This window comes from Chamaesiphon minutus PCC 6605 (assembly GCF_000317145.1).
Classification (GTDB): domain Bacteria; phylum Cyanobacteriota; class Cyanobacteriia; order Cyanobacteriales; family Chamaesiphonaceae; genus Chamaesiphon; species Chamaesiphon minutus.
Window position 1 is genome coordinate 3,100,536 of the sequence record NC_019697.1, and the last position, 24,918, is coordinate 3,125,453.

Consider the following 24,918-nt stretch of genomic DNA (forward strand, 5'->3'; position numbering starts at 1 on the left):
TTGTAATTGTAACGCGAGTTCGTGCGTGTAGCCGCCAAGCGATCCCGCTTGATGTCATCCTTAACTTCAATCTAAGGGTTGCAATTGTGCGTACTGATTGAAATAACGATTGGCAATCGCACCAGTGACAATTGTTGCAGCGATCGTATTGCTTGCCATTACCATAAATAGTACGACAATCTGATAGCCAGCAGCATTCACAGGTTGTATCCCACCTAACAATCCCCCTGCCAAAAAGCCTGGAATCGTCACTAACCCAGAGATCGCCAAAGTATCGATCGTGGGTAGTAAAGTCGATTTTATCGCCGTTTGACGATAAGGCGCGATCGCCTGGGCTGGTGTTGCACCCAGACTCAACCGCGTTTCGATCTCAGCTTGATGTCGCTCGATCTCCCCGATCGCGCGTTCGCCCGCAATTGCCGTACTATTGAGCAAATATCCCAGACTTATCCCGGCACAAGCGAGTAAATATTGCGGTTGCTGCCAACTAGTTGGTTTAATCACGACTAAAATCGTGTATCCTACTGCCACAATTAGCCCCGTACCGATACCTCCACCGACAATTGGTGCTAAATTCTTCATTCGATCGCCGATCCGATTGCTAGCGGCGATCGTCGTCGCCAATGCCATCGCGCCGATACAGCCTAAAGTCACCAGTGGAGTATTTAATTGCCAAATAAGCTGCAATCCAAAACCCATCACCAATAACTGCAAACACGCCCGCGCCGCTGCTACTAACGTTTGTCCTGCCAATCCCACTCCTTGCCATCGCAATAAACCAATCGCGATCGCAATTAAACCAAATGCCCAGGCTAAATCTTGTAAGTCTAATACGCGCGGATTCATGGGTAACGGTAATGGGTAATGGGTAATGGCTAGATAGGTGGATGGATCGTGTAGTTTATTGACCCTTTCCCCCAAAGCCTAAAGCCTAAGAGGATGTCTGAAAACTCAATTTTGTTAAGCTCAAACCCTAGAGAATCCCCCCTAGCCCCCCTTAAAAAGGGGGGAAATGGATTTTAAAGTCCCCCTTTTTAAGGGGGATTTAGCGGCGCATCGAACGGGAGGTTCCCTCCCGTTTGTGTGCGACAAGACAGGGGGATTTACCCAGCGTAAACGAAGCAATTAGACTTTTCAGACATCCTCTAAAACCTAAAGCCTAAAGCCTAAAGCCTAAAGCCTAAAACCTAAAGCCTAAAGCCTAAAGCCTAAAACCTAAAGCCTAAAGCCTAAAATCTAGATGACTGACTTAAACCAACCACGTTTCCAGAAGAAAAACACCAAACTACCAGCGGTGATTCCCATGAGAGCCAAACAAAAAGGATAACCCCAATACCAGCCTAATTCGGGCATATTTAGTGGAGATTTGGATCGATCGAAGTTCATGCCGTACACGCCAGCAATAAATGTCAAAGGAATAAAGATTGCTGAGACAACGGTAAGTAATTTCATGATTTCATTCATTTTATTACTAACTGCCGATAGATAGACATCCATCAATCCGGTTGCGAGTTCTCGATAGGTTTCAACCATATCCATTACCTGGACGGTATGATCGTAGCAATCTCTCAGGTATACTTGGACATCATTACTAATTAGATCGCTACCATCGCGAATCAATGAATTAATAGCATCTCGTTGTGGCCAAATTGCTCGGCGGATCGTCAGTAATTCGCGGCGAATTTTGTAGATTTTTTCTAATGTCGATCGAGTGGGACGAGTGATGACTTCATTTTCTAATTCTTCAATTAATTCACCATAATATTCTAAGACCGGAAAAAAGCCATCGACGATCGCATCGAGCAGACAATAAGCTAAATAGTCTGCACCTTGTTTGCGAACGATGCCGCGATCTAATTCAATCCTTTTTCTAACTCCATGAAAGCAGTCTTGTTCGGGTTCTTCTTGAACCGTAAGCAGATAATTTTTACCTAAAACTAAGCTAACTTGCTCCTTAACAAATCCATTTCGATCTGGATTGAGGATGACCATAGTCGCAATAATTAATAACTGATCTTGATAGTCTTCAACCTTCGGACGCTGTGGCACGTTGACGATATCTTCAACCAACATTTGATGGAGATTAAAAATCGAACCTAAAGCTTCCCAGGTAGCATTATTCCCCAATCCCAAAACATCGATCCAGGAGACAGTATGAGTCTTTAAATATTCATTAATTGTCTCAGGATCTTTAATAATCGTGCGTGAAAAACTATCTCGATCGTAATCGATCGAGACTAGCTCTGCTGGGGGTGCATCTTCACTGAGATGTAGCTGTCCCGGCATCGTGCCCGGTCGATCGTAAAAATACTCCAACCGAGATGTTTCGGGCGAACGATAGGTAGAGGGGAAATCTAATTTTGACACGATCGGTATAAATAGTTTTTGAGTGAATGAGTATTAACTTACAAATATCGCGGAAAATCCGCATAATTAGTATTGGCAGCTAGCAGCAGAATTAATAAATTCGAGATCGCAAAAGCACGGTATGTTTTTTAAGTACGGGCACCGCCGAAGTTAATGCCGCAGTACCCGCCGACACGCTGACTGTCACAGTCAAGATATAGTCGATCGTTAACGAGCCGCCAGCAACCAAGCCAGCCATCAATCCCAAATTTTCCCGCGCCACAATATACGAGCCACCACCATTGGGATAAGCTTTAATCGTCTGGCTGTAGGATAAAATTACGATTCCCAGTAGCAGCATAATGACAGCCGCGATCGGAATAGAGTAGCCCAGCGCACTACTACCCGCTGCGACTAAGACTAGTAAAATTTCTTCAGTAGCATAAGCCACTGAAGATGGTGCATCGGAAGATAGCACCGCCAAGGCAGCCGCATTACTGAGTCTTTCCTCCGCATGGGCACTAGTCGGTAAGGACTTACCCACTAGCAATCGCTTCAGTCCAGATAATGACATATGGTTAAACTAATAGTGGGTAGATGTCAGCGATCGATCGAGATACTCAATCTCGAACTCTAGGTAGGGTGTGTCAACTCAATGCTCTGCCCGATCGATTGCAGTCTCAACGATGAGACTACTATCTTAATTTTGACAACTTAATTCATGGAAAATAACCTCAATCTCTGGTGGATTTATGCTTTGCTTTCAGCTTTTTTTGCGGCATTAACTACCATTTTTGCTAAGATTGGGGTCGCTAATGTCGATGCTAATTTAGCCACTGCCGTGCGAACTGTAGTCATCTTGATGTTTGCCTGGGGCATCGTCTTGGCACAAGGCAATTTGCCGCTGCTAGCTACGATCTCCTCTCGATCGCTGATTTTTTTGATAGTTTCTGGGCTGGCAACTGGCTTGTCTTGGATTTTTTACTTTCAAGCACTAAAGTTAGGTAAAACCGCACAAGTCGCGCCGATCGATAAATCTAGCGTTGTGATGGTGATTCTGTTTTCAGCACTCTTTCTCCAAGAACCGCTCACGTTTAAAGTTATCGTCGGCGGATTGCTAATTGTCATCGGCACTCTAGTTTTAGTATTGTAATCTCGATTTTGTGAATAATCCCACTTCCGACACTCATACAACTCCAACTCGATCGTTTATTTATCAACCGCCGCCAGCCGCTCGTGACGCCAGACATATTTTAGTTAAACCCAATCTCGGCTACCCGCTGGGAGCACCATTTACCGTTAGTATAGGCGTTTTGGGTAAAGTACTCCAAGCCCTCCGCCAAGCTAGCCCCAATGCCCAAATCTCGATCGTCGAAGGAGTTTGCTCTCCCGTGAGCCTTCACGATATTGCCAGCAAAAACGGGCTGTACGCGCTGCTAGACGATCGGATGGAATTACTCGACGCCGATACGCTCCCACTAGTCGAATACCCCAATTTATCCCCCACTCCCGTCCGATTTCAGACAATGTGGGCACCCGCACTCCTCCAGCAAGTAGATTGCCGAATTACCGTCGGCACCTTCAAACGGACGATGCTTAAAGATAAACCCCTGATCTCCGCATCGCTCAAAAATCTCTACGGACTCTTCCCGCGATCGAAATATCACGCTCGCAGCCTCAATTCGCGCGGACAACTCCACAAACCCTCTGTCCCCCTAGTTCTCCAAGATGTCTATTTTTGCATCGGACATCTATTCGACGGCGCAGTCGTCGATGCCGATCTCCGGATGATTAGCCCCGACTGGAAACCCGATCGCGGTCGGACGATCGAGTTTGGTAAGATATTTGCGGGCACCGATCCAATTGCTGTCGATCGAGCCGCCTGTATCGCCACTGGCGAACCTATCTCAGATTATCTCGACGAGATCGATGCTCTTCGGGAGAAACGAGAATCCACAATCTGCAATCCGCAATCCGCAATCCAAAATGACTAAACTCCTCTTCGTCTGTCTCGGTAATATCTGTCGCTCGCCAGCCGCCGAGAATATTATGAATCACCTAGTAGCCCAAGCCGGAATGAGCGATCGGATCGAGTGTGACTCAGCCGGAACTGCTAGTTATCATACTGGCAATCCACCCGATCGTCGGATGCGAGCCGCCGCCGCCAACCGAGATCTGCCGATGGTTGGTAAAGCTAGGCAATTTACCAAAGCCGACTTTACCGCCTTCGATCTGATTTTGGCGATGGATCGCGAAAACTATCATAATATCCTCGCGCTCGTTGGCTCCGCTGCTCCTTCGGAGAATCTTCAAGAGCAGTATCGCGACAAAGTTAAGCTGATGTGCGACTTTGCCACCGAGCATCTCGATAAAGAAGTTCCCGATCCCTATTATGGCGGTGCAGAAGGCTTTGATTATGTGATTGACTTGCTGCTAGATGCTTGTAGCGGACTGCTGCTAGAGCTAGAAACCACAGCCGCTAAAAAGGTTTAGGGTGTTGCTGAATTCAAGTATGAAAAGTTAGAGCGGGGAACGGGGAAAAGAGCAACGATCCTACCTCAAATTAGCAATGCCAGATAATTGAGTTACCTAGCTGTGGGCGATCGAAGCCCAATTCGGTACACACTGCATCTAGTGGCAGATCCCAAGGCTCGATCGGTAGTGATTCAACATAGGCAAAATCAAAGACAATGCCGATCGTCGGAATCTTGCGCCAATCGGCATCAGCACGGAGACGATCGTAATAACCACCCCCATAACCCAAGCGATAATTATTAAAATCGATCGCGACAGCCGGAACCAGAATCAGATCGACGTTACTGGCTGCTAGAGTCGGTAATTCTGCACTCGGTTCTAAAATTCCATACTCCCCAGTTACTAGCAGTTCTGAAGGCTGCCAGCGGTGCCAGCGTAGATCTTTGCCAACACATCGGGACAATCCCCATTGTTTATCGGTAGCTTTAAATAACGAGTGGAGATTTGGCTCTTGGCGACAGCTTTGATACGCCAGAATCGTCTGTGCCTCGACAAATTGGTGGCAATTTGCGAGATGATGGCAGATGCGATCGCTTTGCATTTGCCACACTGCTGGGGCTAAAGCCTGTCGCTGTTGGAGAAATTGACGACGCAGAGTCTGTTTATGCCGATTCACGAGCGTAAGTCTCAATTAAAATAGTAGATCCGGTACACTTATTGACGCCCGCGCGAACTGTTCACCACTGATGTTTCCAAGTTTCTTACCTAGTAGTGTCGCTCGACTCACACAGCCAGAATCGATCGAGTTCGCCAGTCAAATCCAACGCACAGGTATTATCACATCCTTACTCCTCGAACAGATCGCGACTAGTTATACCCGTCAGGGCGTAGGTGGCATCCCGATCGTCTTTTTACATGGATTCGACAGTTCGATTTTGGAGTTTCGGCGAATTATCCCAATTATTGCAGCACATCGCGAAGTTTGGGCGATCGATCTGCTAGGATTTGGCTTTACCGAAAGATTGCCTGATTGCCCGTTTAGTTCGACAAGTATCCGCACTCATTTAGAAGCATTCTGGCAGGTAAAGATCCAACAGCCGATAATCTTAGTCGGTGTCTCGATGGGTGGTGCCGCCGCGATCGAATTTACACTCAATCATCCCACAGCCGTCGATAGACTGATTCTCATCGATAGTGCTGGTTTCACTCAGCCGCCAGCGATGGGTAAGTTTCTAATCCAACCATTAGGCAATTTAGCCACCAACTTTTTATCAAGTCCCAAGGTTCGTAGAAGTGTTAGCGAGAAAGCTTATTTCGATCGCTCCTTTGTGACTGAAGACGCGCAATTATGCGCCGCACTGCATTTAGAAATGCCGAATTGGAGCGAAGCTTTGATTGCATTTACTCGCAGTGGTGGGTATGGATATTTACTCGATCGGTTGTCAGCGATCGAGCAAGAGACTCTAATCCTCTGGGGTAAGCAAGATCGCATACTAGGGATTAAAGCAGCAGAGTTATTCAAGAAACGCTTACCTAATTCTCAACTCAAATGGATCGATAATTGCGGGCATGTTCCCCATCTGGAAATGGCTCAGATTACGGCTGAATATATTTTAGATTTTATTAAATAATTGCTCGTATTTCAAACCAGCGAATTATGGAAATCTTACAGCACATCTGAGCTGGCATAAATGTTATCTATTCGACTACATATGCCTTCTACCCTATACCTTCTACTTTCTACCCTCTCGTCTGCCATCTGTAACCCTACTAAAGCGAATTGGTATGAGTGTTTGCGTTCTGACTAATAATATTATTAATTATTTAATTTCATAGCTGGTTATAATAGCTAGTTAAGATAGTTTCTCAATATGTAGGGCAACTTACTACCAGTTTTGATGTCTAATCTCGATTCTTCCTTGGAGAGGCTCCGCCAAAGATTCCTTCACAACCCGCTGCTGCATCGGCGTCAGTTACTCAAATACGGCTTGGCAGGATTGGGCTTGACTACAGCTACCGTGGCTTGGCAATCTCTCAAGCCTCAGCCTGCTGCTAGAATTCCCGTCATCCCAGTCAATAACCCGATGATGGGCAACACTTTTAGCCCAATGAAAACGCTGCGGGATTTTGACTATGGTTCTGTCAAGCAGGAAAATGGGCGCACCGTGCGGGAATTTAGATTGGTAGCGGGAAATACAACGCTTCAGTTGAATAAAGCAGTGTCGTTCAATAGTTGGAATTTTAATGGGAGAGTACCTGCACCAACACTCAGAGCCAAAGCGGGCGAACTGATTCGGGTATTTTTTCTCAATCGCGCTGGGCACGCGCACTCGCTGCACTTTCATGGTTTTCATCCAGCGGCGATGGATGGCATCAAACCAATTCGTAATGGTACTGGGATGATTTACGAGTTCGATGCCGAACCTTATGGAGTACATCTCTACCATTGTCATGTCGCGCCAGTGACGCGCCATGTGGGCAAGGGTTTGTATGGAATGTTAATTATCGATCCGCCCGAACCCCGCCCGGTGGCTGATGAAATGGTATTGCTGATGGGCGGTTACGATACCAATGATGATGGCAAAAACGAGCTATATGCTTTTAATGGGGTACCGGATTACTATATGATGCACCCGATCGAGATTTATCAGCACCAATTAATTCGGCTATATGTCCTAAATATGATCGAAATCGATCCGGCGGTAACTTTTCACCTCCATGCCAATATGTTTCGGGTATATCCGACAGGCATGACGCTACAACCCACTCACAGCAGCGATGTAATTACGATGGGCACGGCGGAACGGCATATTTTGGAGTTTGAATTTAAGTATCCCGGCGAATTTATGTTTCATCCCCACCAAGATGCGATCGCCGAAAGTGGCTGTATGGGCGCATTCAAGGTGATTCCCTTCACTTAATAGAAATTTATTGCAAATAAATTGACATTAGTTCTCATTAAGTTCACAATTAGGATGATTAAACAGCAGCAATTGTTACTAACTTAGCAAGCATCAACTCAGTAGCTGACTTTGCTCCAGACGAGAGTAGTTACTTTCGTTCTAATTTGAGATCGATCGACTGATGTGGAGATTGCCAAGGTAGAATAATTTAAAATTTATGAATAATAAAAATCGAGAGTATATTAAAATCGCAATTGTTGCCTGTGTCGCGGCAATTGTCATTAGTGCTTGCAATAAAACTACCACTTCTACCACAGAAACTAGTCCTAATGCGGCAACACCACCTACACCAGCGGCCACACCAGAAATGGCAGGCATGAAACATAGTAGTGGCAAACAAATTAATATTAATAGTGCGATTTTATCAGAACTAGATAAACTAGAAGCCAAGTTGGGTATTCCAGCATTATCAAGTAAGATTCAATCCGAACGCCCTTATAAAACACCTGAAGACTTGGTGTCTAAGAAAGTTATCGACCAAAAACAATTCGACCAAATTAAAGACATGGTGACGATTGAGGATGTCGTGCTCGCGGGAGTCGAAAAAGATGCTGACTATATGGTCAAACTAGGATTGATGAAAGGGCACCTATTTGTAGCAAAAGAACTCCTCGATCTCAATAAACCAAAAGAGGCCGAACCCCATATCGGGCATCCGGTAGAAGAGATTTATACCGACGTCGCCGATCGACTCAATGAGCGCAAAGTCAAAGAATTTAAAACGGCATTAATTACACTAGAAGATCTAGTTAAAGCTGGAGCTAAAGACAATACTAAAGTCACGACTAATTTTAAAGAGTCGATGCAATCGATCGATGGAGCAATTGCCGCATTACCAGAGGTTCAGCGCAAATCTCCTGCATTCGTACTGCAAGTAATTAACGGATTATTAGATACCGCTAATTCTGAGTATGGTGCGTCAATTGCTGACGATAAAATCAAAGCAGCAATTGAATATCAAGACTCTAGAGGTTTCATTGCTTATACAAATATCCTGTACAAAGGGATTTCGGCAACTATGGCCAAAGAGCATCCCGATGTGCATAAAACAATCTCAGAAAATCTCAAGCAATTAACCACTGTCTGGCCAGCAGCCATTCCACCTGCAACGCCTGTGAAAACGCCAGCAGAAGTTGGTAAATTAGTAACCGCGATCGAGCAAAGTACTCAGAAAGTCATTGCTACTGTTGCTAGTAAATAATTGCATTTTAATCTTCAATATTACTGCGAAGATCTACCCACCCCACTGGGTCACCCGACCAGCAGCCCTACGGGCACCCCTGTCTTGTCTTGTCTTGTCTCGCTGCTTGATGCGCTGACGCTGCGCGAACGGCAAAGCCAAGGAACGCGAGCCGCTCCCAGGAGGGGATTTTCTCGCACAGCCTTCTACTCTCTACCCTCTACCCCCTAATCGATTGTGGATTTTAGTTCAGCTTTACCAACTTTTGTCATTACCCTCAGAGAAGGCGTAGAAGCCGCCCTCGTAGTGGGGATCGTGCTTGCTTGTCTCAAGAAAGCCAAACAGAGCTACTTGAGCTGGTGGGTGTATGCAGCCGTCGCCGTGGGCATTGCGGCAAGTGGCATCGTGGGAGTGCTGCTATCACAAGCGGCGCAAGCATTATCTCAATCCCAAAATCCTTATGCAGCGACACTAGAACTATTTCTGGAAGCAATTTTTGGGCTAGTCGCGATCGTGATGCTCAGTTGGATGTTAATCTGGATGACCAAGCAAGCCAGATTTATGAAGACGCAGGTAGAAGGTGCCATCGAGCAAGCAATGGCGACGAATGCGGGTTGGGGCGTATTTACGCTCGTATTTGTCGCGGTTTTGAGAGAAGGATTTGAAACTGTCTTATTCATCGTTGCCAAATTTCAACAAGGGTTAATTCCGTCGCTCGGTTCATTAGCAGGATTGAGTGTCGCGGCTGCGATTGGTGCGTTGTTATTTAAGTGGGGAATCAAAATTAATATCCGTCGCTTTTTCCAGGTGATGGGGGTATTATTATTGCTAATCGTATCGGGTTTAGTGGTATCGTCATTGGGACATTTTGATACGGCGATCGCCACGCTCGCGCAAAGCGATCGACAGTCGGCTGGCATGTGTGTTTTTTATGAAAAATTTACTAAGGTGCATTCTTGTAACTTGGGTGGCTTAGTCTGGAATGCCACTAAAGTCTTACCAGAAGATAAGTTTCCTGGGTTGCTGTTGAGCGCGTTATTTGGCTATACCGACAAACTTTACCTAGTTCCAGCAATAGCTTACATCGGATTTCTGATTTCGATCGGGGGCATCTATTTCCGCAGTCTCAATCCTCCATCGTCAAAACGAGCGCACATTGCCGCACCTGCCAAAACCAATTAAATAGTGATGTAACTAAGTCCGATCGAGAACCTGGAATTTGCGTATAAAATAACAAAACAATCGATCGAGTGTCCCCATGACTGCTGCGCCCAAACACCAGAAAGCCAAAGCCCTCAAACCCAATAGCAAACGCCCCGCCAAGGAATTATGCAGCGAATGTGGGTTGTGCGATACCCACTATATCCACTACGTCAAAACAGCTTGTGCTTTTCTCAATCAGCAGATTCCCACCTTGGAGACTCAAACCCACGGGCGCAGCCGGGATTTAGACAAAGAAGATGACTTATATTTTGGCGTCCATCAGCAGATGATGGCAGCGCGCAAAATCGAGCCGATTCCTGGTGCCCAATGGACGGGTATCGTCAGCACCATCGCGATCGAAATGTTGGAGCAGGGGCTGGTAGAAGGCGTTGTCTGCGTCCAAAACACCCCTGAAGATCGTTTTCAACCGATGCCGATAATTGCTAGGACTAGAGCAGAAATCCTCGCAGCTAAGGTAAACAAACCTACCCTCTCACCTAACTTATCGATCCTCGAACAAATCGCCGAATCAGGTTTAAAAAAACTATTAGTTATCGGCGTCGGCTGTCAGATTCAAGCCTTACGCGCCGTCGAGAAAGAATTAGGCTTAGAGCAACTATACGTCCTCGGTACCCCCTGCACCGATAACGTCACCCGTGCAGGCTTGCAAAAGTTTTTAGAAACCACCAGTCGATCGCCAGAGACGGTAGTTTATTATGAATTCATGCAGGATTTTAATGTCCACTTCAAACATGAAGACGGTTCGACAGAATTAGTCCCCTTCTTCGGATTGAATACCAAAGAATTAAAAGACGTTTTCGCACCATCCTGTTTGAGCTGTTTCGACTATGTAAACTCCCTCGCCGATTTAGTCGTCGGTTATATGGGCGCACCCTTTGGCTGGCAATGGATTGTAGTTAGAAACGATCGCGGTCAACAGATGCTAGATTTGGTAAATAACGCGATCGAGACTCAAGCTGTGATGTCCAAAGGCGATCGTACAGCCGCAGTCCAACAAAGTATTCCCGCCTACGATAAAGCAGTCACATTACCGATGTGGGTAGCGAAAATCATGGGCGTAGTCATCGATAAAATCGGCCCCAAAGGATTGGAATATGCGCGGTTCTCGATCGATTCTCACTTTACCCGCAATTATCTATTTACCAAGCGCAATTATCCTGAAAAGTTAGAGCAACACGTTCCAGAGTTTGCGAAGAAAATTGTCGATCGTTACAAGTTGCCTGAGTAAGTGAGTGAGTTTGTGAAAATCTTAGCGATATCGAAGATTGTTAATCGGAAAGGGGTCGCGGGTTAATTACATTTATAATAACTATAGTTGTAAGCTATCTATCATTTAATTCATATTTTTAAACCCCCGACAACCTACCCCCCCATTCTGAAAATTGAATGCGTGGTTTAGATGTTCGACAGCTTAACTTAGATTCAACAGAGTTAGTGTAATTGAAAAGATGAGACTCGACCTCGACGATCGATTATCAATTATCTACTCCATCCATTTGCCGAACATCCTGTGGCTGGATTGGGTGCGAGCGTAGACAAACACCAATAAGTTTTCCCGTCAAAAACAACACCATACTTGACAGATTTGAGATTAGAAATAGATTGCCATGGTTGTTCTCCCCCCTCAGTATCGTATCGATATCGATCGCCATCTACTTCCAAACCTTGGTCTGTCGCGCCTACCCAATAACGACCATCCACAATTTTAGTTGATGATTTATCTGTTCGATCGACTTCAGTATTTTTCTCGATCGATTCCGATCGAGTTACTACTCCGTCACTAGTAGTTGTAGAAGTTTTGCTATTGAGTCTAACATTATTATTACCTTTGATTTCAACTTGTTGACTATTTTCGACTCGAACATCTTGACTGGGTGTGTCGATCTTAGTGCTACTTCGAGATTCAGTCGATCGCTGTTTGTTAGCATTCTCAACGTTCGTACACCCAGTTACTATCGTTCCAATTAAACTAATAAAAATGAACAGGCTCGCGATCGAATGAGAAAATCCATGATTATGCTGCATCATATCAACTAAATTTTCGTAAGGAAATCTGCAATTTTAAATCGATATTAACCCTGGACACAGGAGAATATCCCATGCGTAACATCCAAAATCTGAATGACAGCCGCAACCAATAAATGTTTCGAGCTGCGGCTACCAGGCTCTATGCGACTCATTCGTCATCTTAAGGTTGATTCTCACCGAACTGCGGTTTTCTAGTACTTATCTTGCGATATTGCCCCGCTGCTGTGACATTGTGCCCAAATCCACAGTTACTTTTCTGTTGTACCTTTAGCCCACCACCCACAAAATTCATGACGATCGCACATTCAGCTTCCGCACCTTCGGGCTTAAATATAGCCGTGCGATTTTCGATGGTGGCGATACCGTTACCCGCGCCCAGATTTGCCATCGGACTACCATCGGCTAACTTATATTCATAAGTACCCAAAAACTCGACTTGGAGCCGTTGTTTGCCAAGTGCCCAAACTTTGAATGTGCCGAATTTTGATTTCCAAGTACCATTAACTTGTGTGCTAGTAACAATTTTTGGCTGGGCTTGTACGGTTGCAGGGACAAGGCTAAGACAGCACAAAATAATGGCAATCGATCGAATCTTCATATTTTCGGCATTGGCTAAATCACCCTCGACAGCCGCAGCGATTATAGAGTTCCAAATCTTATTAAATCTTTAAGATAATCCGATCGAAATTTAAAAGAAAGTAGCCCGTCCAGCCATTAGAGAAGCTCCACCAACCATTGAGTGCAAAAATATACGCTCTCGGTAAACTTCCAGACGGAGCTTGTAAATCACAATTAAAATCATCCCACTGAGATAACCATCTACCACCGACACGCCACTGGACAAATTCGCCAAATTTATTTTCGCTAATTGTTTGGATCTGCATATTATCTTCTGACTTGCAGCCAAGCTGATGCCAAATATCTCTTTGAACGCTAAATCCAAAGCGACCGTTACTATATCTAATCCACAGTCGATCGATCGCGGCGAGAGCCTGGGGAGAGATACTTTTAGCGTCATCAGCTAACAACCACCCTTCTCGCTCTCGCCCAGCTATTTCTAGTAAAAGTCGTTTAGTTTCGAGATCGGCATCCTTCAAGTTACCTAGTTTGAGTAAGTATTCCAATCGCTCGCACTGGATCGAAGTTTCGACAGATTTATCCTCAGTGGTTTTGATATTAGTTTGAGGTAGTTCTGATTTTAAAACTTCATAGGCAGCATTAATTTGGATTAGCTTTTCTTGTGCCTGCTTTTGTAAGATTGGATCGCCTACAAAACGATCTGGATGCCAAACTTTGGCTAAATTTCGGTAAGCCTGCTTGATATCAGCTTGCGATGCTCCCGCTTCAATTTCGAGTACCTGGTAGTGCCGATCTAGTTTCATGGTCTTAAATTCTACTCAACTAGGAATTCTTAATGCTCGATCGCAATTTTTGCTAATACTCATCAAGTCTAGGGTACCCACATCCCGATCGACACTTGCCAACAATAGAATCGATCTTAATCCAAAGTCGGGTTGGTGACCTCACAAAGAAAGGTGACAGTTGCGATCGCCCCGATCGAATGACGGTCTACAATGATCCTTAGCTTCTTCATCTGGAATTGACGATCGTGAACAATACGCCTGAATTACCGATAGAGCATCAAAATGTCCCTAGCAATCATCAGGGTTTGCACGACTTTTTGTATAGTGCCGCTGACGAACACGCCGTGACAACAGTTCAGCCTCAGTTAAATGTGGCGAGCAATGTTGTTTTACCGCTCGGTGAATGGCAGGCACTTGCTGAAAATGCGCGTGTAGCTGGGGTATATGCAGTTATGGACAGTGCTAATCGCACTCAATATGTGGGATACTCCCGCAATGTGTTGACCGCACTGAAAGGGCATCTAGCCGAGCACGGGAGCGATGTTTGTGCAGGCGTGCGGGTGCAAATATTTAAGTTTCCCAAGCGGGAAGAAATGGAAAGTCTGCGTGACACTTGGATTGCCGAATTAGATGAAGTACCACCTGGAAATACTGGTGCAGGTGGTGTTTGGGCGACTACGGTGGGTGAAATTGCTAAGGCGGCGATGTCCGATGTGGAAAAAGCGGCATATGAGGAGAAAAAACTTAAACTCCGCCGCGCGATGGCAGATAACGAATTGAGCCGAGAATTGGATGCCGCCGCTTTGAGTAACGAGCAAAAAAGCGAGCGGTTTATAGCGGCGATGACTGATGATAATTGGAGTGCAGTAATTCAAGAGCAGACGGCAGAAACTATCTAAGCTGTATACAACCCTTTTGAGATGTACAAAATGCACCATCCTGTCGTTTTTTAGATCTGTAGGGGTGGGTTTAGGCAATTTAAGTTCGATATTACTGTTCGATATCGGACAAAACCCACCTTCTGCCACCAGGATATAACCAGACCTCAAATGAGTTTTATACTTTAAGAGCGATCGCTTTGGGGAACTTATTATTAATACAATGAATGCGATATATTCGATCGTCATCACTACGACTAGTAGCAAGGCAGAAGCAGAAAAGATCGCCCGCGCACTATTGGAGCTGCGTCTTGCTGCTTGTATTCAAGTAACTCAGATTCAGAGTTACTATACTTGGAAGGAAAGCATGAATGTAGATGACGAGCAGTTGCTATTAATTAAGTCTAAGCAAGCCGATTTTACAGATATTCAAGAGTGCATTAGTGCCAATCATAGTTATGAGGTACCAGAGATCGTTCAAATACCTATAACTGATGGCTTGCCGCAGTATTTACAGTGGATCGATGTCAATACTTCTCGTTCGAGAACCGCTAGCGACTAAAGTCGCCGCTAGTGATGCAAAGTCTGCCTACGCGGACTAAATATTTTTTTGATATCGACTCTCAATTATCAATTAATCAACATCTAATTCTTCAGCCAGCTCGTCGAGTGATTGGATGAGAGTATGACGCGAAATCTGACGATATTTTGAGTCTAATTTCGGCTCGTATTGTTTTTTGCCCGACCCACTTTTTTGTTTTAAACTACTTTCCAGTTTGGGTTGAGATTGTAATTGCTGTTCCCAAGCGATCGAGTCAGCCAGAAAGTCTAGATAATGAGCGTATCGCTCCCAATCTCCCCGAACGACACAATTTGGTTCGTCGCGGTGGGTACAGTCGCTAAACTGACAATGCGCGATCGCCAATCGCTGCCGGATTTCGGGGAAATATCTGGGTAATTCTGTCGGCGTACAGGCGATATCGGGTTGATTGAAACCAGGCGTATCGGCGATTAAACCACCAGTCGGCATTGTGAATAATTGAACGTGGCGAGTGGTATGTCGTCCCCGACTAAGTTTGCCAGAGACCCTCGCCACACGGATATTTGAATCGGGAATTAAGGCATTGGTGAGGCTAGATTTGCCCACGCCAGAATGTCCGGCAAATACGGTGATTTGGCGATCGAGTTCGATTTGCAATTCCTTGACACCAACTCCAGTTTCAACACTAATGACGATCGGCTGATAGCCCCAATTACTCAACCTGTCGCACCATTCCTGTCGCTGCATGTCGGTGACTAAATCGCTCTTATTCAGGCACAGACTGACCTGTAAGCCTGTCGATTCTGCCTTAACGAGAAATTTGCTCAACAAAAACGAATCGAGGGCTGGTTCGGCCAGGGCGAAGACTAGTAAGATCCGATCGGCATTGGCTACAGGCGGTCGATCGAGTAAACTATGGCGCGGAAATACATCAGTTACGACACCTTTAGCACTTTGCCAATCGACTTCATCGATCGTCACGCGATCGCCAACAATCGCGCTGACGCCAATTTTCTGAAGCCGCGCGCGACGGGTACATAAGATCAGTTTTCCCCCTACCGCCTCGGTTTCTGGATCGATCTGCACCTGGCAGAAATTGGCTTGAACGGCAATTACCGTGCCTACTAATGGAGTCGAGATCGGATGGGTAGGAGTTAAATTTTGATGCACGCAGACTATCGATCGCAAGAGTTGTTATCATCCATCATAATTGTTCTGAGTGTGCATCGGTATTAAGTATGGAGTGGCTAAAGAAAAAGGGTGCATATTTCTAAGAGCTTTAATGATTAATCGATCGATTTCAACATCATTTCCATTAAATTATCGACCACCCGATATCGCTCGATCGGCATTATTTCTCTGGCTTCCAGCATATTTTGCGATATATGATAATAAACCAATGTCCCAATAAATAGTGAAGTCGCTGCTTCTGGGTCGGATATTTTTAACTCTGGATGTGAAATAATATATTTTTTAACAACTTCATATATGGGTGCAAATAGACTCACCGTACATGCTTTTGCTAATTCGGGAAAGCGTCCAGATTCACCAATTATCGTTCGCATGAAGCAACTAAACTCTTCGTCTTCAAAGCTCTTGAAAGCTGTCTCTGCTAAGTTTCGCAACACAATTTTCGCTTCTCCAACTAGTGGTTCGCTTCCGAAAGTTGAGTTAAATTTTTTCTGTGCTAAGTTTTTAATTAATACCTGAAACAATACTTCTTTATCTTTAAAATAACTGTAAACTGTAGGCTTAGATACGCCAGCAGCCGCCGCGACTTTTTCCATGCTGGTACCCGCATAGCCGCGCACCAAAAACTCCTGCATCGCTCCTTGCAGAATTTGCTCGAATTTTTCTCCGTGATGTTCTGCGTCCAAATCTCTCGTCTGTGTCAACTTTATTTATTTTGAGTCACCCTTCACTATATTCTATGCTAATCAGCTAACCTTTTCACCTACTTGACTAAACCGTTTAGTCAAGCTACACTCAGAACATTCGCTAAACTACTAAACGTTTTAGTAAACCTGGAGCAAAATCAGATGCTGCAAAAATCAGACGGATTGCCTTGGTGGAAGGCTGGTTGGCGGGTGCGCCTAATATTGGGAGCGATGACATTGCTGGGTATCGGTATCCCAATCTACCTCAACCAACAGCAAGCCGCACAACAGCAACAACAAGCAAAGCAGCAGTTAACAGCCGTAGTTGCACCTACAACCGTGACAGCACTGGGGAAACTGGCACCCAAAGGAGAAGTCATCAAGCTATCTGCGCCGACATCAACCGAAGGGGTAAAAATTGAGAAGCTGTTGGTAGAGGAAGGGGCAACAGTCAAAGCGGGGCAGCTAATCGCCATCTTGGACAGTCAGGGACGCTTACAGGCGGCTGTAAATGAAGCCAGAGCCAAAGTCAGCGTTGCCCAGGCAAGTCTGGTAAAAGTCAAAGCCGGAGCCAAGCAGGGCGAAATCAATGCCCAGCAAGCCACGATTGGCAGATTTCAAGCCGAACGAGGAACTGGCATCGAAGCCCAGCAAGCGACACTCGCCAGAGTAGTGGCGGAAACAACAACTCAAATTGAAGCCCAAACAGCCACAATTGCCAGAGTCAAAGCCGAAACCGCCACCCAAGTCGAAGCTCAAATCGGCGCCATCGCCGAAGCCCAAGCAGGGCTGATTAATGCTCAAGCCGAAGATAAACGCTATGCTAGTTTAGCTAAACAGGGAGCGGTATCGGCATCTAGCGGCGATAGTAAGCGGCTGACTTTACAAACAGCGCAACAGAGAGTAAATCAGGCGCAAGCTAATTTAAGACGCATTCAATCTTCTGGGAAGCAACAACTAGCCGAGGCTCAAGCTAATTTGCGCCGAATTCAAACATCGGGACAGCAGCAAATCGTTGAAGCACGAGCTAATTTGCGAAAGCTCGAGACATCGACACAGCAACAGATTAAAGAAAGTCAATTTACGCTCAATAAAATTGCGGAAGTGCGTCCAGTTGATATCATGTCCGCTGAAGTAGATGTCAAAAGTGCGATTGCATCTCAAAAACGGGCCGAAGAAAATCTCGCTCAAGCTTATATTAGATCGCCACAAGATGGTCAGATCTTGGAAATTTTTGCTCGTCCTGGCGAAGTAGTGGGCACTAATGGGATCGCCGACATTGGTAAAACTAGTCAAATGTATGGAGTGGTAGAAGTTTACCAAAGTGATGTGAATAAAATTCGCGTCGGGCAGAAGGTAAAAATTACTAGTAATTCTCTACCTAGCGAACTACAAGGCACGGTCGATCGAATTGGCATTCAAGTCAAACGTCAAGATGTAATTAATGCCGATCCGACTAGTAATATTGACGATCGAGTAATCGAAGTTCATGTATTTTTAGACCCAGAATCTAGTCAAAAGGCTGCTAAATTTACCAACCTACAAATTAAAGCAGTAATTCAATTAGAGAGTAGAGAGTAAGCAGACACTATTGATATTTTATGTTAAATCTAAAATTCATCCAAAATCTGACTCGGAGAACTCCGCTCGGCTGGCTACAATTGACTCAACATAAAGGTCGATTTGCAGTAGCAATCTCTGGCGTGGCATTTGCAGACTTATTAATGCTGATGCAATTGGGATTTCAAGGTGCCCTATTTGATAGTGCCGTAGTATTGCACTCAAAACTCAAAGCGGATATCTTTATTATCAGTCCCCAGGCATTAAATATTGGGGCAATGTCTACATTTCCGCGCCGCAGATTATATCAAGCGATGGATATAACGGGGGTAGAATCGGCAGAACCAATGTATGTGAGCTTGGTAACCTGGAAAAATCCCCAAACTCGTGATAAAAAGACTTTACTCATTGTTGGATTTAATCCAAATCAACCAATTTTTAATTTGCCTGAAGTTAATAGTCAATTAGATAAAATTAAACAGTCAGATACTTTACTATTCGATCGCAAGACAATTGGTACTTATGATAAAGTAGTAGAAAGTGTCGCTCGTGGTAAGCCCATCACTACTGAAATCGATCGCCGCACGATCTCTGTCAATGGCTTATTCTCGATCGGATCTTCATTTTCAGCCGATGGACACCTGATGACGAGTGAAGATAACTATTTGCGGTTATTTTCTCGGCAATCCCAAAGTAATATCAACGTCGGGCTAATCACACTAAAACCAGGCTACGATCCTCAGCAAGTAGCCGAACAATTAAAATCTTATTTACCCAAAGAAGGTATCAGGATACTAACCAAAAAGGAATACATTGCTTTTGAGCAAGGATATTGGCAACAACAAACACCGATTGGGCCAATTTTTAGTCTTGGGGCAATTATGGGATTTGTGGTAGGGATAATTATTGTTTATCAAGTTTTATCCACCGATGTGAATGCTCATCTTAAAGAGTATGCCACTTTCAAAGCAATGGGATATGGTAATACTTATTTACTTGGTATCGTATTTGAAGAGGCATTAATCCTGGCAATTGTCGGCTTTATTCCTGGTTTAATTGTATCGATCGGACTTTATAGTATTGTGGGTGGTGCTACCAATTTACCGATCGCGATGACGATGGTTAGAGCAACTCAGGTACTCATAGGTACGCTGATTATGTGTATGCTCTCTGGTGCAGTTGCAACGAGTAAAGTTCAAGCCGCAGATCCTGCTGATATGTTTTAAGTTAGATGGCAGAGGGTGGAGAGTAGAGAGTCGGGTTTAATTTAGAGATAAGATTATCAGTTCTATTAAAGTAGTCTAATTTTGTATTTACGATCGAACCAGTTATTTTAAATCAGTTTAATTTTATGCTTACGATCGAACCAGTTATTTCAATTACTAATCTCGACCATTATTTTGGTACAGGACAACTTCGTAAGCAGGTATTATTTGATATCAACCTGAAAATAAATGCAGGTGAAATAATTATCATGACGGGGCCATCTGGTTCGGGCAAAACTACATTATTAACTCTCTGCGGTGGATTGAGATCGGCACAATCTGGTAGTCTTAAAGTATTGGGGACAGAAATGTGTGGAGCTTCATCTAGACAACTGACGATCGAACGTCGCCATCATGGTTATATCTTTCAAGCGCATAATTTACATGAGAGTCTAACTGCTCTCCAAAATGTGAAAATGGGTCTGGAATTGCATTCTGAATATTCAGTCCGAGAAATGACCGATCGATCGATCGAGATGTTAGAACTAGTCGGATTGGGCGAACGGGCAAATTATTATCCACACAATTTATCTGGCGGACAAAAACAGCGAGTTGCGATCGCGCGCGCACTAGTCAGTCAGCCGAAAATTCTCTTAGCAGACGAACCGACTGCGGCACTAGACAAGCAATCTGGACGCGACGTGGTAGATTTGATGCACAACTTAGCCAAAGAACAAGACTGTACGATTTTATTAGTAACTCACGATAATCGCATTTTAGATGTTGCGGATCGCATTATTTATATGGAAGATGGCAGATTGGCTAAAGCACCAGATTTACAAAAAGTAAGTTAAATACCTACCCATTCGGGTATTAAAAATCGTTAAAATAAGATCGATAGTCTACTAGTTTCAAAGCGCATGACTTAAAACTCACGTACTCTTAAAAATCATGCTTAAACGTCGTTCGTTTCTCACTTATTTTGGTATTGGCTGGTTCGCTAGTTATTTCCCGATCGTTTTAGCAGCCTGCACTCCGCAGAAATCGATAGCACAAACACCAACTAGCGATCGCGTCAAAACAGGCGACAGAAATACTCCCAAACCTATCGTCCCGCAAAAACCTCAAAATTTCACAGTTGTGGGTTCTGTCAGCGATTTAGATAAAAACGGATATTTACAAACCAAAGAAGTTGCAGTTGTCAGACAGGTTTACACTTATTCTCAAAAATTAGTTGCTGTCAATCCCAAATGTACTCATCAAGGTTGCGATGTCAAATGGAAAGCAGAAGATAAAAAATATGTCTGTCCCTGTCATGGTTCGAGTTTTGACGCGACAGGAGAAGTATTAAACGGCCCAGCCACCAAGCCTTTAGCGGCCTATCCTGCTAAAATTGTTGGTACTCAAGTCCTAGTCGAAATTTTACCACCGCCAGTAGTACCCGATCGCAAGAAACCCTCTGGTCGTGGAGCCAGAGATTAGGCTTTGGGCTTTAGGCTTTAGGCTTCAGGGAAAAGGGGAAAGGGGAAAGGAAATTAAAGATTTATCCACCCACCCACCCACCATCCCAACTCTCAACTCCCAACTTCCACTCTCCCACTCTCCCAACTCCCAACTCCCACTCTCCCAACTCATGAGCGAAACAGCGATCCGTCCGGCTATAATTACTGGTGTTATTCCCGATTCGATCGCGGCAGAAATTGGCTTTACACCAGGCGATCGATTGGTAAAAATCAACGGTCAAAAACCGCGCGATTTAATCGATTATCAATTTTTATGCTCGGATGAAGTTCTCGATCTAGAAGTATTAGATGCCAAGGGTAAGCCTCATCAGATCGAGATCGAGAAAGATTACGATGAGGATTTGGGACTAGAATTTGAGACGGCTTTATTCGATGGGTTGATTCAGTGCAATAATAAATGCCCCTTCTGCTTTATCGATCAACAACCGCCAGGTAAGCGCGAATCTTTATATTTCAAAGATGACGATTATCGCTTGAGTTTCTTGTATGGCAGCTATCTAACTTTAACCAATCTCACCACCAAAGAATGGGATCGGATCGCCCAGATGCGTCTCTCGCCGCTATATGTGTCCGTTCATGCTACCGAGCCAGAAATTCGATCGCAACTGCTCAAAAATCAACGGGCGGGCGAGATAATGAAACAATTAGAGTGGTTTCAGTCTCATCGGCTCGAAATTCACGCTCAAGTAGTATTATGTCCCGGCATCAACGACGGCATACATCTCGATCGTACCATTCGAGATCTAGCTAGTTTCCATCACGGCGATACGCCAGCAGTAGCATCAGTCGCCGTCGTTCCCGTAGGTTTGACGCGGTTTCGTCCCAACCTTACCGAACTCGCTCCCGTTACGCCCGAAATTGCCAAAGTTGTCATCGCGCAAGTTGAAGCCCTACAACAAGAATTTCAGCAACAATTTGGCTCCACTTTCGTCTGGTTAGCTGATGAATGGTATCTAATTGCTGGGGTAGAACTTCCGCCTAGCGATTATTACGAAGACTATCCTCAACTTGGCAATGGCGTCGGTTCGATCCGTCGCTTTCTCGATGAATTTGCTGAAGAAATAGCCGAATGGGAGGTGACCGAAATCGATCCACCCCACACCTGTACTTGGGTGGTCGGCAATGCCGTCGAAAATGCCTTCCAACCCATCGTCGATCGGTTGAATGCTATCCCAGGTCTAACAGTCAACTTAGTGGCGATCGCGAGCCAATATTGGGGTCAACAGATGACAGTTACTGGGCTGTTAACGGGTCACGATCTCATGAATGATTTACCAGGGAGAGATTTGGGCGATCGAGTCTTAATCCCCAGCGTAATGCTTAAGCACGACGAAGCCAAGTTTCTCGATGATGTGACTCTCGACGAATTAGCCGCAAAACTACAGGTGCCGCTCGTACCAGTTGACGGAATTTATCATTTTCTAGAAAAATTAGGGGAAAATAGATCGGGGGTACATAGTTAATGCTAATGGTTGGTGTCTGAATAATTCGTTCGCGTAGTTTCTTTCAGATAAGTGTAGTGTATAAATATCCAGATCTTTAGAAAGCAGTTTTTACAAAATCATCGCATATGCTAACTCTGATTAAATTGATCCATATGTTAAACAGCCGCATCGCACCATCGAACTTACAGCACAGCCGCAATTATCCCAAACGCAATTTTGTCGATGGAGTCGTGCATAGAGAGCGTCATCAGACTAAAGTCGGACTCCGCACGATTTGTACGATTGTCGCGCTGAGTTTGGGTGGCATGGTGCAGATGGAGATAGCAACAGCTCGATCTTTAGATGTGGCAGCAGTTTCTCAGAGTAGCCAACCAACTACACTCATCGCCCAAAATCCGCCCGCTCCAGCTCCGACACCTCAACCTGCACCTGCCTCTTCAGCCCCCATTCCCAATCTCATCAACAATCTCAACCTGCCCAGAACAGGTAATGAAGTTCAAATTACCGGGCGCAGATCGATTACCTTGCAAGAAGCGATCGATATCGCCTTCCGCAACAATCGTCAAATTCAAGCCGCGCGCTTGACAGTCGATCGATCGCAAACAGGAATCGCTCAAGCCAGAGCCGCCCAAGCCTTACAACTTCAATTGCTCGGCAACCTCCAAAATCAAGGTTCGCCACTAATCATCGGCGACCCATCGCCAACTGGCACCAATAGTGCTAGCAATGTCGATGGAACACTGCAAGCCACTTACAGTATTTACAGTGCGGGTCGGAATGAAAGTAGCGTCAGAGCTGCCGAAGAACAAGTCCAATTCGACAGACTCGATCTGGTGCGGATCGAGCAACTGGTGCGCGCGCAGGTACTGACAGCATATTACGATCTGCAAGCCGCCGATTCATCCGTGATTATCAATCAAGCTGCGGTCGCAGATGCCACCCGCAGTTTGAGCGACGCGCAACTCCAAGAGCGAGCTGGTGTCGGTACCAGATTTGATATCCTGCGCGCTCAAGTCCAACTGGCCACCGCCAATCAAGATCTTACCAACGCCCAGGCACAACAACAAACCGCTCGCAAACGCATCGCCCAAATTCTCGTCGTCGATAACAATACCGAATTTACCGCCACCGATCCCGTCCGAGAGTCTGGTACTTGGCCGTATTCCTTGGAAGATAGTGTGGTAATAGCATTTAAAAATCGCCCCGAACTCAGACAGCAGATATCTTTGCGTCGCATCAGCGAACAACAACAGATTATTGCTTCAGCAGGAGATTCGGCTCAAGTCAACCTGTTTGGTAGATATGGTGTCAACAAAAGCATCTCAACTTCTGCCCCGGCTCAAGATAATTACAGTGTGGGAGTCCAATTAAGTTGGAGCTTCTTGGATGGTGGGGCGGCGGGATCTAGTGCTAACAGAGAACGAGTCAGTCAGCAAATTTTTGAAAATCAGTTTACAACTACCCGCAATCAAGTTCGGTTTGAAGTCGAGCAAGCGTTTTCTACGCTCGGCTCCAACCAAAAAAATATTGCTACATCCACTCAAGCTCTCCGCCAAGCCGAAGAAAGTCTCAAACTCGCACGTCTGCGCTTTCAAGCTGGGGTAGGCACTCAAACTGATGTTATTCAAGCCCAAACCGAACTCGCACGCGCACGCGGCAATCGCATTAACGCAATTATTAATTACAACCGTTCGCTCTCCGATCTCCGCACGGCAACATTAATTCTTCAGTAGGATTGGGGTATGAGGAGTGGATGGGTCGATGGGTCGATGGGTGGACTGTACCATCGGAGGATGGGTGGATGGGTAGTTACTCAGAGATCTTGCTCTCCCAACTCCTAACTAAATCCCCTCTCCCCGCTCCCCGACTAAGGCCCAACCCCTATCTTCTACCCCCCATTCCCTAATCCCTACCCCTACCCCCTTGGCAAAACTGCCAAATCTCTTAATAATTCTTAATAGGGTCTAAATTATTTTTGAGGATATAGACATGAGTGCGGTTAAATTTATCAAAGAGAACAAGGAGATTATCGTCGCACAGGGGGCAAATCTGCGCGAGAAGGCAGTTCAAAACCAGATTGACATCTATACCTTCAAAGGTAAACTGATGAACTGTGGCGGCTATGGTCAATGTGGCATGTGCGTGGTCGAAATTGCTGAAGGAATGGAGAATCTCTCTCCCCGCACTGATTTTGAGAACCGTAAATTAGCCAAAAAACCTGCTAACTACCGTCTTGCGTGTCAAACGTTGGTGAATGGAATCGCGTGCGTCAATACCAAACCGTAGTTGTGGCAGACTGGAGCTAGTTC

General features: G+C 45.2%; 25 protein-coding genes and 1 pseudogene. 17 read left to right on the forward strand and 9 right to left on the reverse strand.

Annotated features, from left to right (window positions below; translation table 11 throughout):
* Window positions 1-66 precede the first annotated feature (66 nt).
* The 3 genes and pseudogenes from CHA6605_RS14230 to CHA6605_RS14240 all read right to left on the reverse strand — a co-directional run.
* Window positions 67-846, reverse strand: a complete 780-nt coding sequence (locus CHA6605_RS14230) for an ABC transporter permease (protein WP_041548059.1) — start codon at window positions 844-846, stop codon at window positions 67-69.
* A gap of 390 nt (window positions 847-1,236) precedes the next feature.
* A complete protein-coding gene (gene corA, locus CHA6605_RS14235) occupies window positions 1,237-2,367 on the reverse strand; it encodes a magnesium/cobalt transporter CorA (protein ID WP_015160147.1) in 1,131 nt (376 codons plus the stop codon).
* 109 nt (window positions 2,368-2,476) lie between these two features.
* Window positions 2,477-2,920: pseudogene (locus CHA6605_RS14240) on the reverse strand (APC family permease); the annotation flags it as partial.
* 147 nt (window positions 2,921-3,067) lie between these two features.
* On the opposite strand from CHA6605_RS14240, the gene CHA6605_RS14245 reads away from it, so the two are divergent.
* Genes CHA6605_RS14245 through CHA6605_RS14255 form a run of 3 tightly spaced genes read left to right on the forward strand, consistent with a single transcriptional unit; the run spans window position 3,068 to window position 4,839 of the window.
* Window positions 3,068-3,499 carry an EamA family transporter gene (locus tag CHA6605_RS14245; RefSeq protein WP_015160149.1) on the forward strand — a complete coding sequence of 144 codons (432 nt, stop codon included), beginning with the start codon at window positions 3,068-3,070 and terminating at the stop codon, window positions 3,497-3,499.
* Between the two features lie 10 nt (window positions 3,500-3,509).
* Window positions 3,510-4,340 carry a DUF362 domain-containing protein gene (locus CHA6605_RS14250; protein WP_015160150.1) on the forward strand — a complete coding sequence of 277 codons (831 nt, stop codon included), beginning with the start codon at window positions 3,510-3,512 and terminating at the stop codon, window positions 4,338-4,340.
* Window positions 4,333-4,839, forward strand: coding sequence for a low molecular weight protein-tyrosine-phosphatase (locus CHA6605_RS14255; protein WP_015160151.1), 507 nt, complete (start codon window positions 4,333-4,335; stop codon window positions 4,837-4,839). Before CHA6605_RS14250 ends, CHA6605_RS14255 begins: the two co-directional genes overlap by 8 nt.
* A 70-nt stretch (window positions 4,840-4,909) precedes the next feature.
* On the opposite strand, the gene CHA6605_RS14260 is transcribed toward CHA6605_RS14255, so the two are convergent.
* Window positions 4,910-5,497, reverse strand: a complete 588-nt coding sequence (locus CHA6605_RS14260; protein ID WP_015160152.1) for a 5-formyltetrahydrofolate cyclo-ligase — start codon at window positions 5,495-5,497, stop codon at window positions 4,910-4,912.
* Window positions 5,498-5,567: 70 nt separating this feature from the next.
* Between CHA6605_RS14260 and CHA6605_RS14265 the strand changes: the two genes are divergently transcribed.
* The 5 genes from CHA6605_RS14265 (at window position 5,568) to CHA6605_RS14285 (ending at window position 11,416) form a co-directional block, all read left to right on the forward strand.
* Complete coding sequence (locus CHA6605_RS14265; RefSeq protein ID WP_015160153.1) at window positions 5,568-6,452, forward strand: alpha/beta fold hydrolase; 885 nt, start codon at window positions 5,568-5,570, stop codon at window positions 6,450-6,452.
* A gap of 267 nt (window positions 6,453-6,719) precedes the next feature.
* Window positions 6,720-7,742, forward strand: coding sequence for a multicopper oxidase domain-containing protein (locus CHA6605_RS14270; protein WP_015160154.1), 1,023 nt, complete (start codon window positions 6,720-6,722; stop codon window positions 7,740-7,742).
* A gap of 199 nt (window positions 7,743-7,941) precedes the next feature.
* The gene (locus CHA6605_RS14275; protein WP_015160155.1) at window positions 7,942-8,985 is read left to right on the forward strand and encodes a ComEA family DNA-binding protein; all 1,044 of its coding nucleotides are present in this window, start codon (window positions 7,942-7,944) and stop codon (window positions 8,983-8,985) included.
* Between the two features lie 216 nt (window positions 8,986-9,201).
* Window positions 9,202-10,146, forward strand: coding sequence for an FTR1 family iron permease (locus CHA6605_RS14280; protein WP_015160156.1), 945 nt, complete (start codon window positions 9,202-9,204; stop codon window positions 10,144-10,146).
* A 76-nt stretch (window positions 10,147-10,222) separates the two neighbouring features.
* On the forward strand, window positions 10,223-11,416 hold the full coding sequence (locus CHA6605_RS14285; RefSeq protein ID WP_015160157.1) for a Coenzyme F420 hydrogenase/dehydrogenase, beta subunit C-terminal domain: 1,194 nt from the start codon (window positions 10,223-10,225) through the stop codon (window positions 11,414-11,416).
* Window positions 11,417-11,667: 251 nt separating this feature from the next.
* Here the strand turns inward: CHA6605_RS14285 and CHA6605_RS14290 are convergent, their stop codons facing one another.
* From CHA6605_RS14290 to CHA6605_RS14300, 3 genes are all read right to left on the reverse strand, one after another.
* Window positions 11,668-12,216, reverse strand: coding sequence for a hypothetical protein (locus CHA6605_RS14290; RefSeq protein WP_015160158.1), 549 nt, complete (start codon window positions 12,214-12,216; stop codon window positions 11,668-11,670).
* Between the two features lie 160 nt (window positions 12,217-12,376).
* A complete protein-coding gene (locus tag CHA6605_RS14295) occupies window positions 12,377-12,814 on the reverse strand; it encodes a hypothetical protein (RefSeq protein ID WP_015160159.1) in 438 nt (145 codons plus the stop codon).
* Between the two features lie 61 nt (window positions 12,815-12,875).
* The gene (locus CHA6605_RS14300; RefSeq protein WP_015160160.1) at window positions 12,876-13,598 is read right to left on the reverse strand and encodes a GUN4 domain-containing protein; all 723 of its coding nucleotides are present in this window, start codon (window positions 13,596-13,598) and stop codon (window positions 12,876-12,878) included.
* A 227-nt stretch (window positions 13,599-13,825) separates the two neighbouring features.
* Between CHA6605_RS14300 and CHA6605_RS14305 the strand changes: the two genes are divergently transcribed.
* Both CHA6605_RS14305 and cutA read left to right on the forward strand, forming a co-directional pair.
* On the forward strand, window positions 13,826-14,479 hold the full coding sequence (locus tag CHA6605_RS14305; RefSeq protein WP_015160161.1) for a GIY-YIG nuclease family protein: 654 nt from the start codon (window positions 13,826-13,828) through the stop codon (window positions 14,477-14,479).
* A gap of 202 nt (window positions 14,480-14,681) precedes the next feature.
* Window positions 14,682-15,020: a divalent-cation tolerance protein CutA gene (cutA, locus tag CHA6605_RS14310; RefSeq protein WP_015160162.1), complete on the forward strand. Its 339-nt coding sequence runs from the start codon at window positions 14,682-14,684 to the stop codon at window positions 15,018-15,020.
* A 72-nt stretch (window positions 15,021-15,092) separates the two neighbouring features.
* Here cutA and rsgA read toward each other — a convergent pair whose 3' ends face one another.
* Together rsgA and CHA6605_RS14320 are read right to left on the reverse strand one after the other, a co-directional pair.
* Complete coding sequence (gene rsgA / locus CHA6605_RS14315; protein ID WP_015160163.1) at window positions 15,093-16,169, reverse strand: small ribosomal subunit biogenesis GTPase RsgA; 1,077 nt, start codon at window positions 16,167-16,169, stop codon at window positions 15,093-15,095.
* Window positions 16,170-16,285: 116 nt separating this feature from the next.
* The gene (locus tag CHA6605_RS14320) at window positions 16,286-16,894 is read right to left on the reverse strand and encodes a TetR/AcrR family transcriptional regulator (RefSeq protein ID WP_198288493.1); all 609 of its coding nucleotides are present in this window, start codon (window positions 16,892-16,894) and stop codon (window positions 16,286-16,288) included.
* 144 nt (window positions 16,895-17,038) lie between these two features.
* On the opposite strand from CHA6605_RS14320, the gene CHA6605_RS14325 reads away from it, so the two are divergent.
* The 7 genes from CHA6605_RS14325 to CHA6605_RS14355 all read left to right on the forward strand — a co-directional run bounded on the left by CHA6605_RS14325 (window position 17,039) and on the right by CHA6605_RS14355 (window position 24,895).
* Complete coding sequence (locus CHA6605_RS14325) at window positions 17,039-18,457, forward strand: HlyD family efflux transporter periplasmic adaptor subunit (RefSeq protein ID WP_015160165.1); 1,419 nt, start codon at window positions 17,039-17,041, stop codon at window positions 18,455-18,457.
* A 20-nt stretch (window positions 18,458-18,477) separates the two neighbouring features.
* A complete protein-coding gene (gene devC, locus CHA6605_RS14330; protein WP_015160166.1) occupies window positions 18,478-19,662 on the forward strand; it encodes an ABC transporter permease DevC in 1,185 nt (394 codons plus the stop codon).
* Between the two features lie 125 nt (window positions 19,663-19,787).
* Window positions 19,788-20,495 (forward strand): DevA family ABC transporter ATP-binding protein, encoded by a 708-nt coding sequence (locus tag CHA6605_RS14335; RefSeq protein WP_015160167.1) that lies wholly within the window; start codon window positions 19,788-19,790, stop codon window positions 20,493-20,495.
* 97 nt (window positions 20,496-20,592) lie between these two features.
* Window positions 20,593-21,123, forward strand: coding sequence for a QcrA and Rieske domain-containing protein (locus tag CHA6605_RS14340; protein WP_015160168.1), 531 nt, complete (start codon window positions 20,593-20,595; stop codon window positions 21,121-21,123).
* A gap of 151 nt (window positions 21,124-21,274) precedes the next feature.
* A complete protein-coding gene (locus CHA6605_RS14345) occupies window positions 21,275-22,627 on the forward strand; it encodes a TIGR03279 family radical SAM protein (protein WP_015160169.1) in 1,353 nt (450 codons plus the stop codon).
* Between the two features lie 134 nt (window positions 22,628-22,761).
* The gene (locus CHA6605_RS14350; protein ID WP_232432261.1) at window positions 22,762-24,342 is read left to right on the forward strand and encodes a TolC family protein; all 1,581 of its coding nucleotides are present in this window, start codon (window positions 22,762-22,764) and stop codon (window positions 24,340-24,342) included.
* Window positions 24,343-24,598: 256 nt separating this feature from the next.
* The gene (locus CHA6605_RS14355; protein ID WP_015160171.1) at window positions 24,599-24,895 is read left to right on the forward strand and encodes a 2Fe-2S iron-sulfur cluster-binding protein; all 297 of its coding nucleotides are present in this window, start codon (window positions 24,599-24,601) and stop codon (window positions 24,893-24,895) included.
* Window positions 24,896-24,918: the final 23 nt, after the last annotated feature.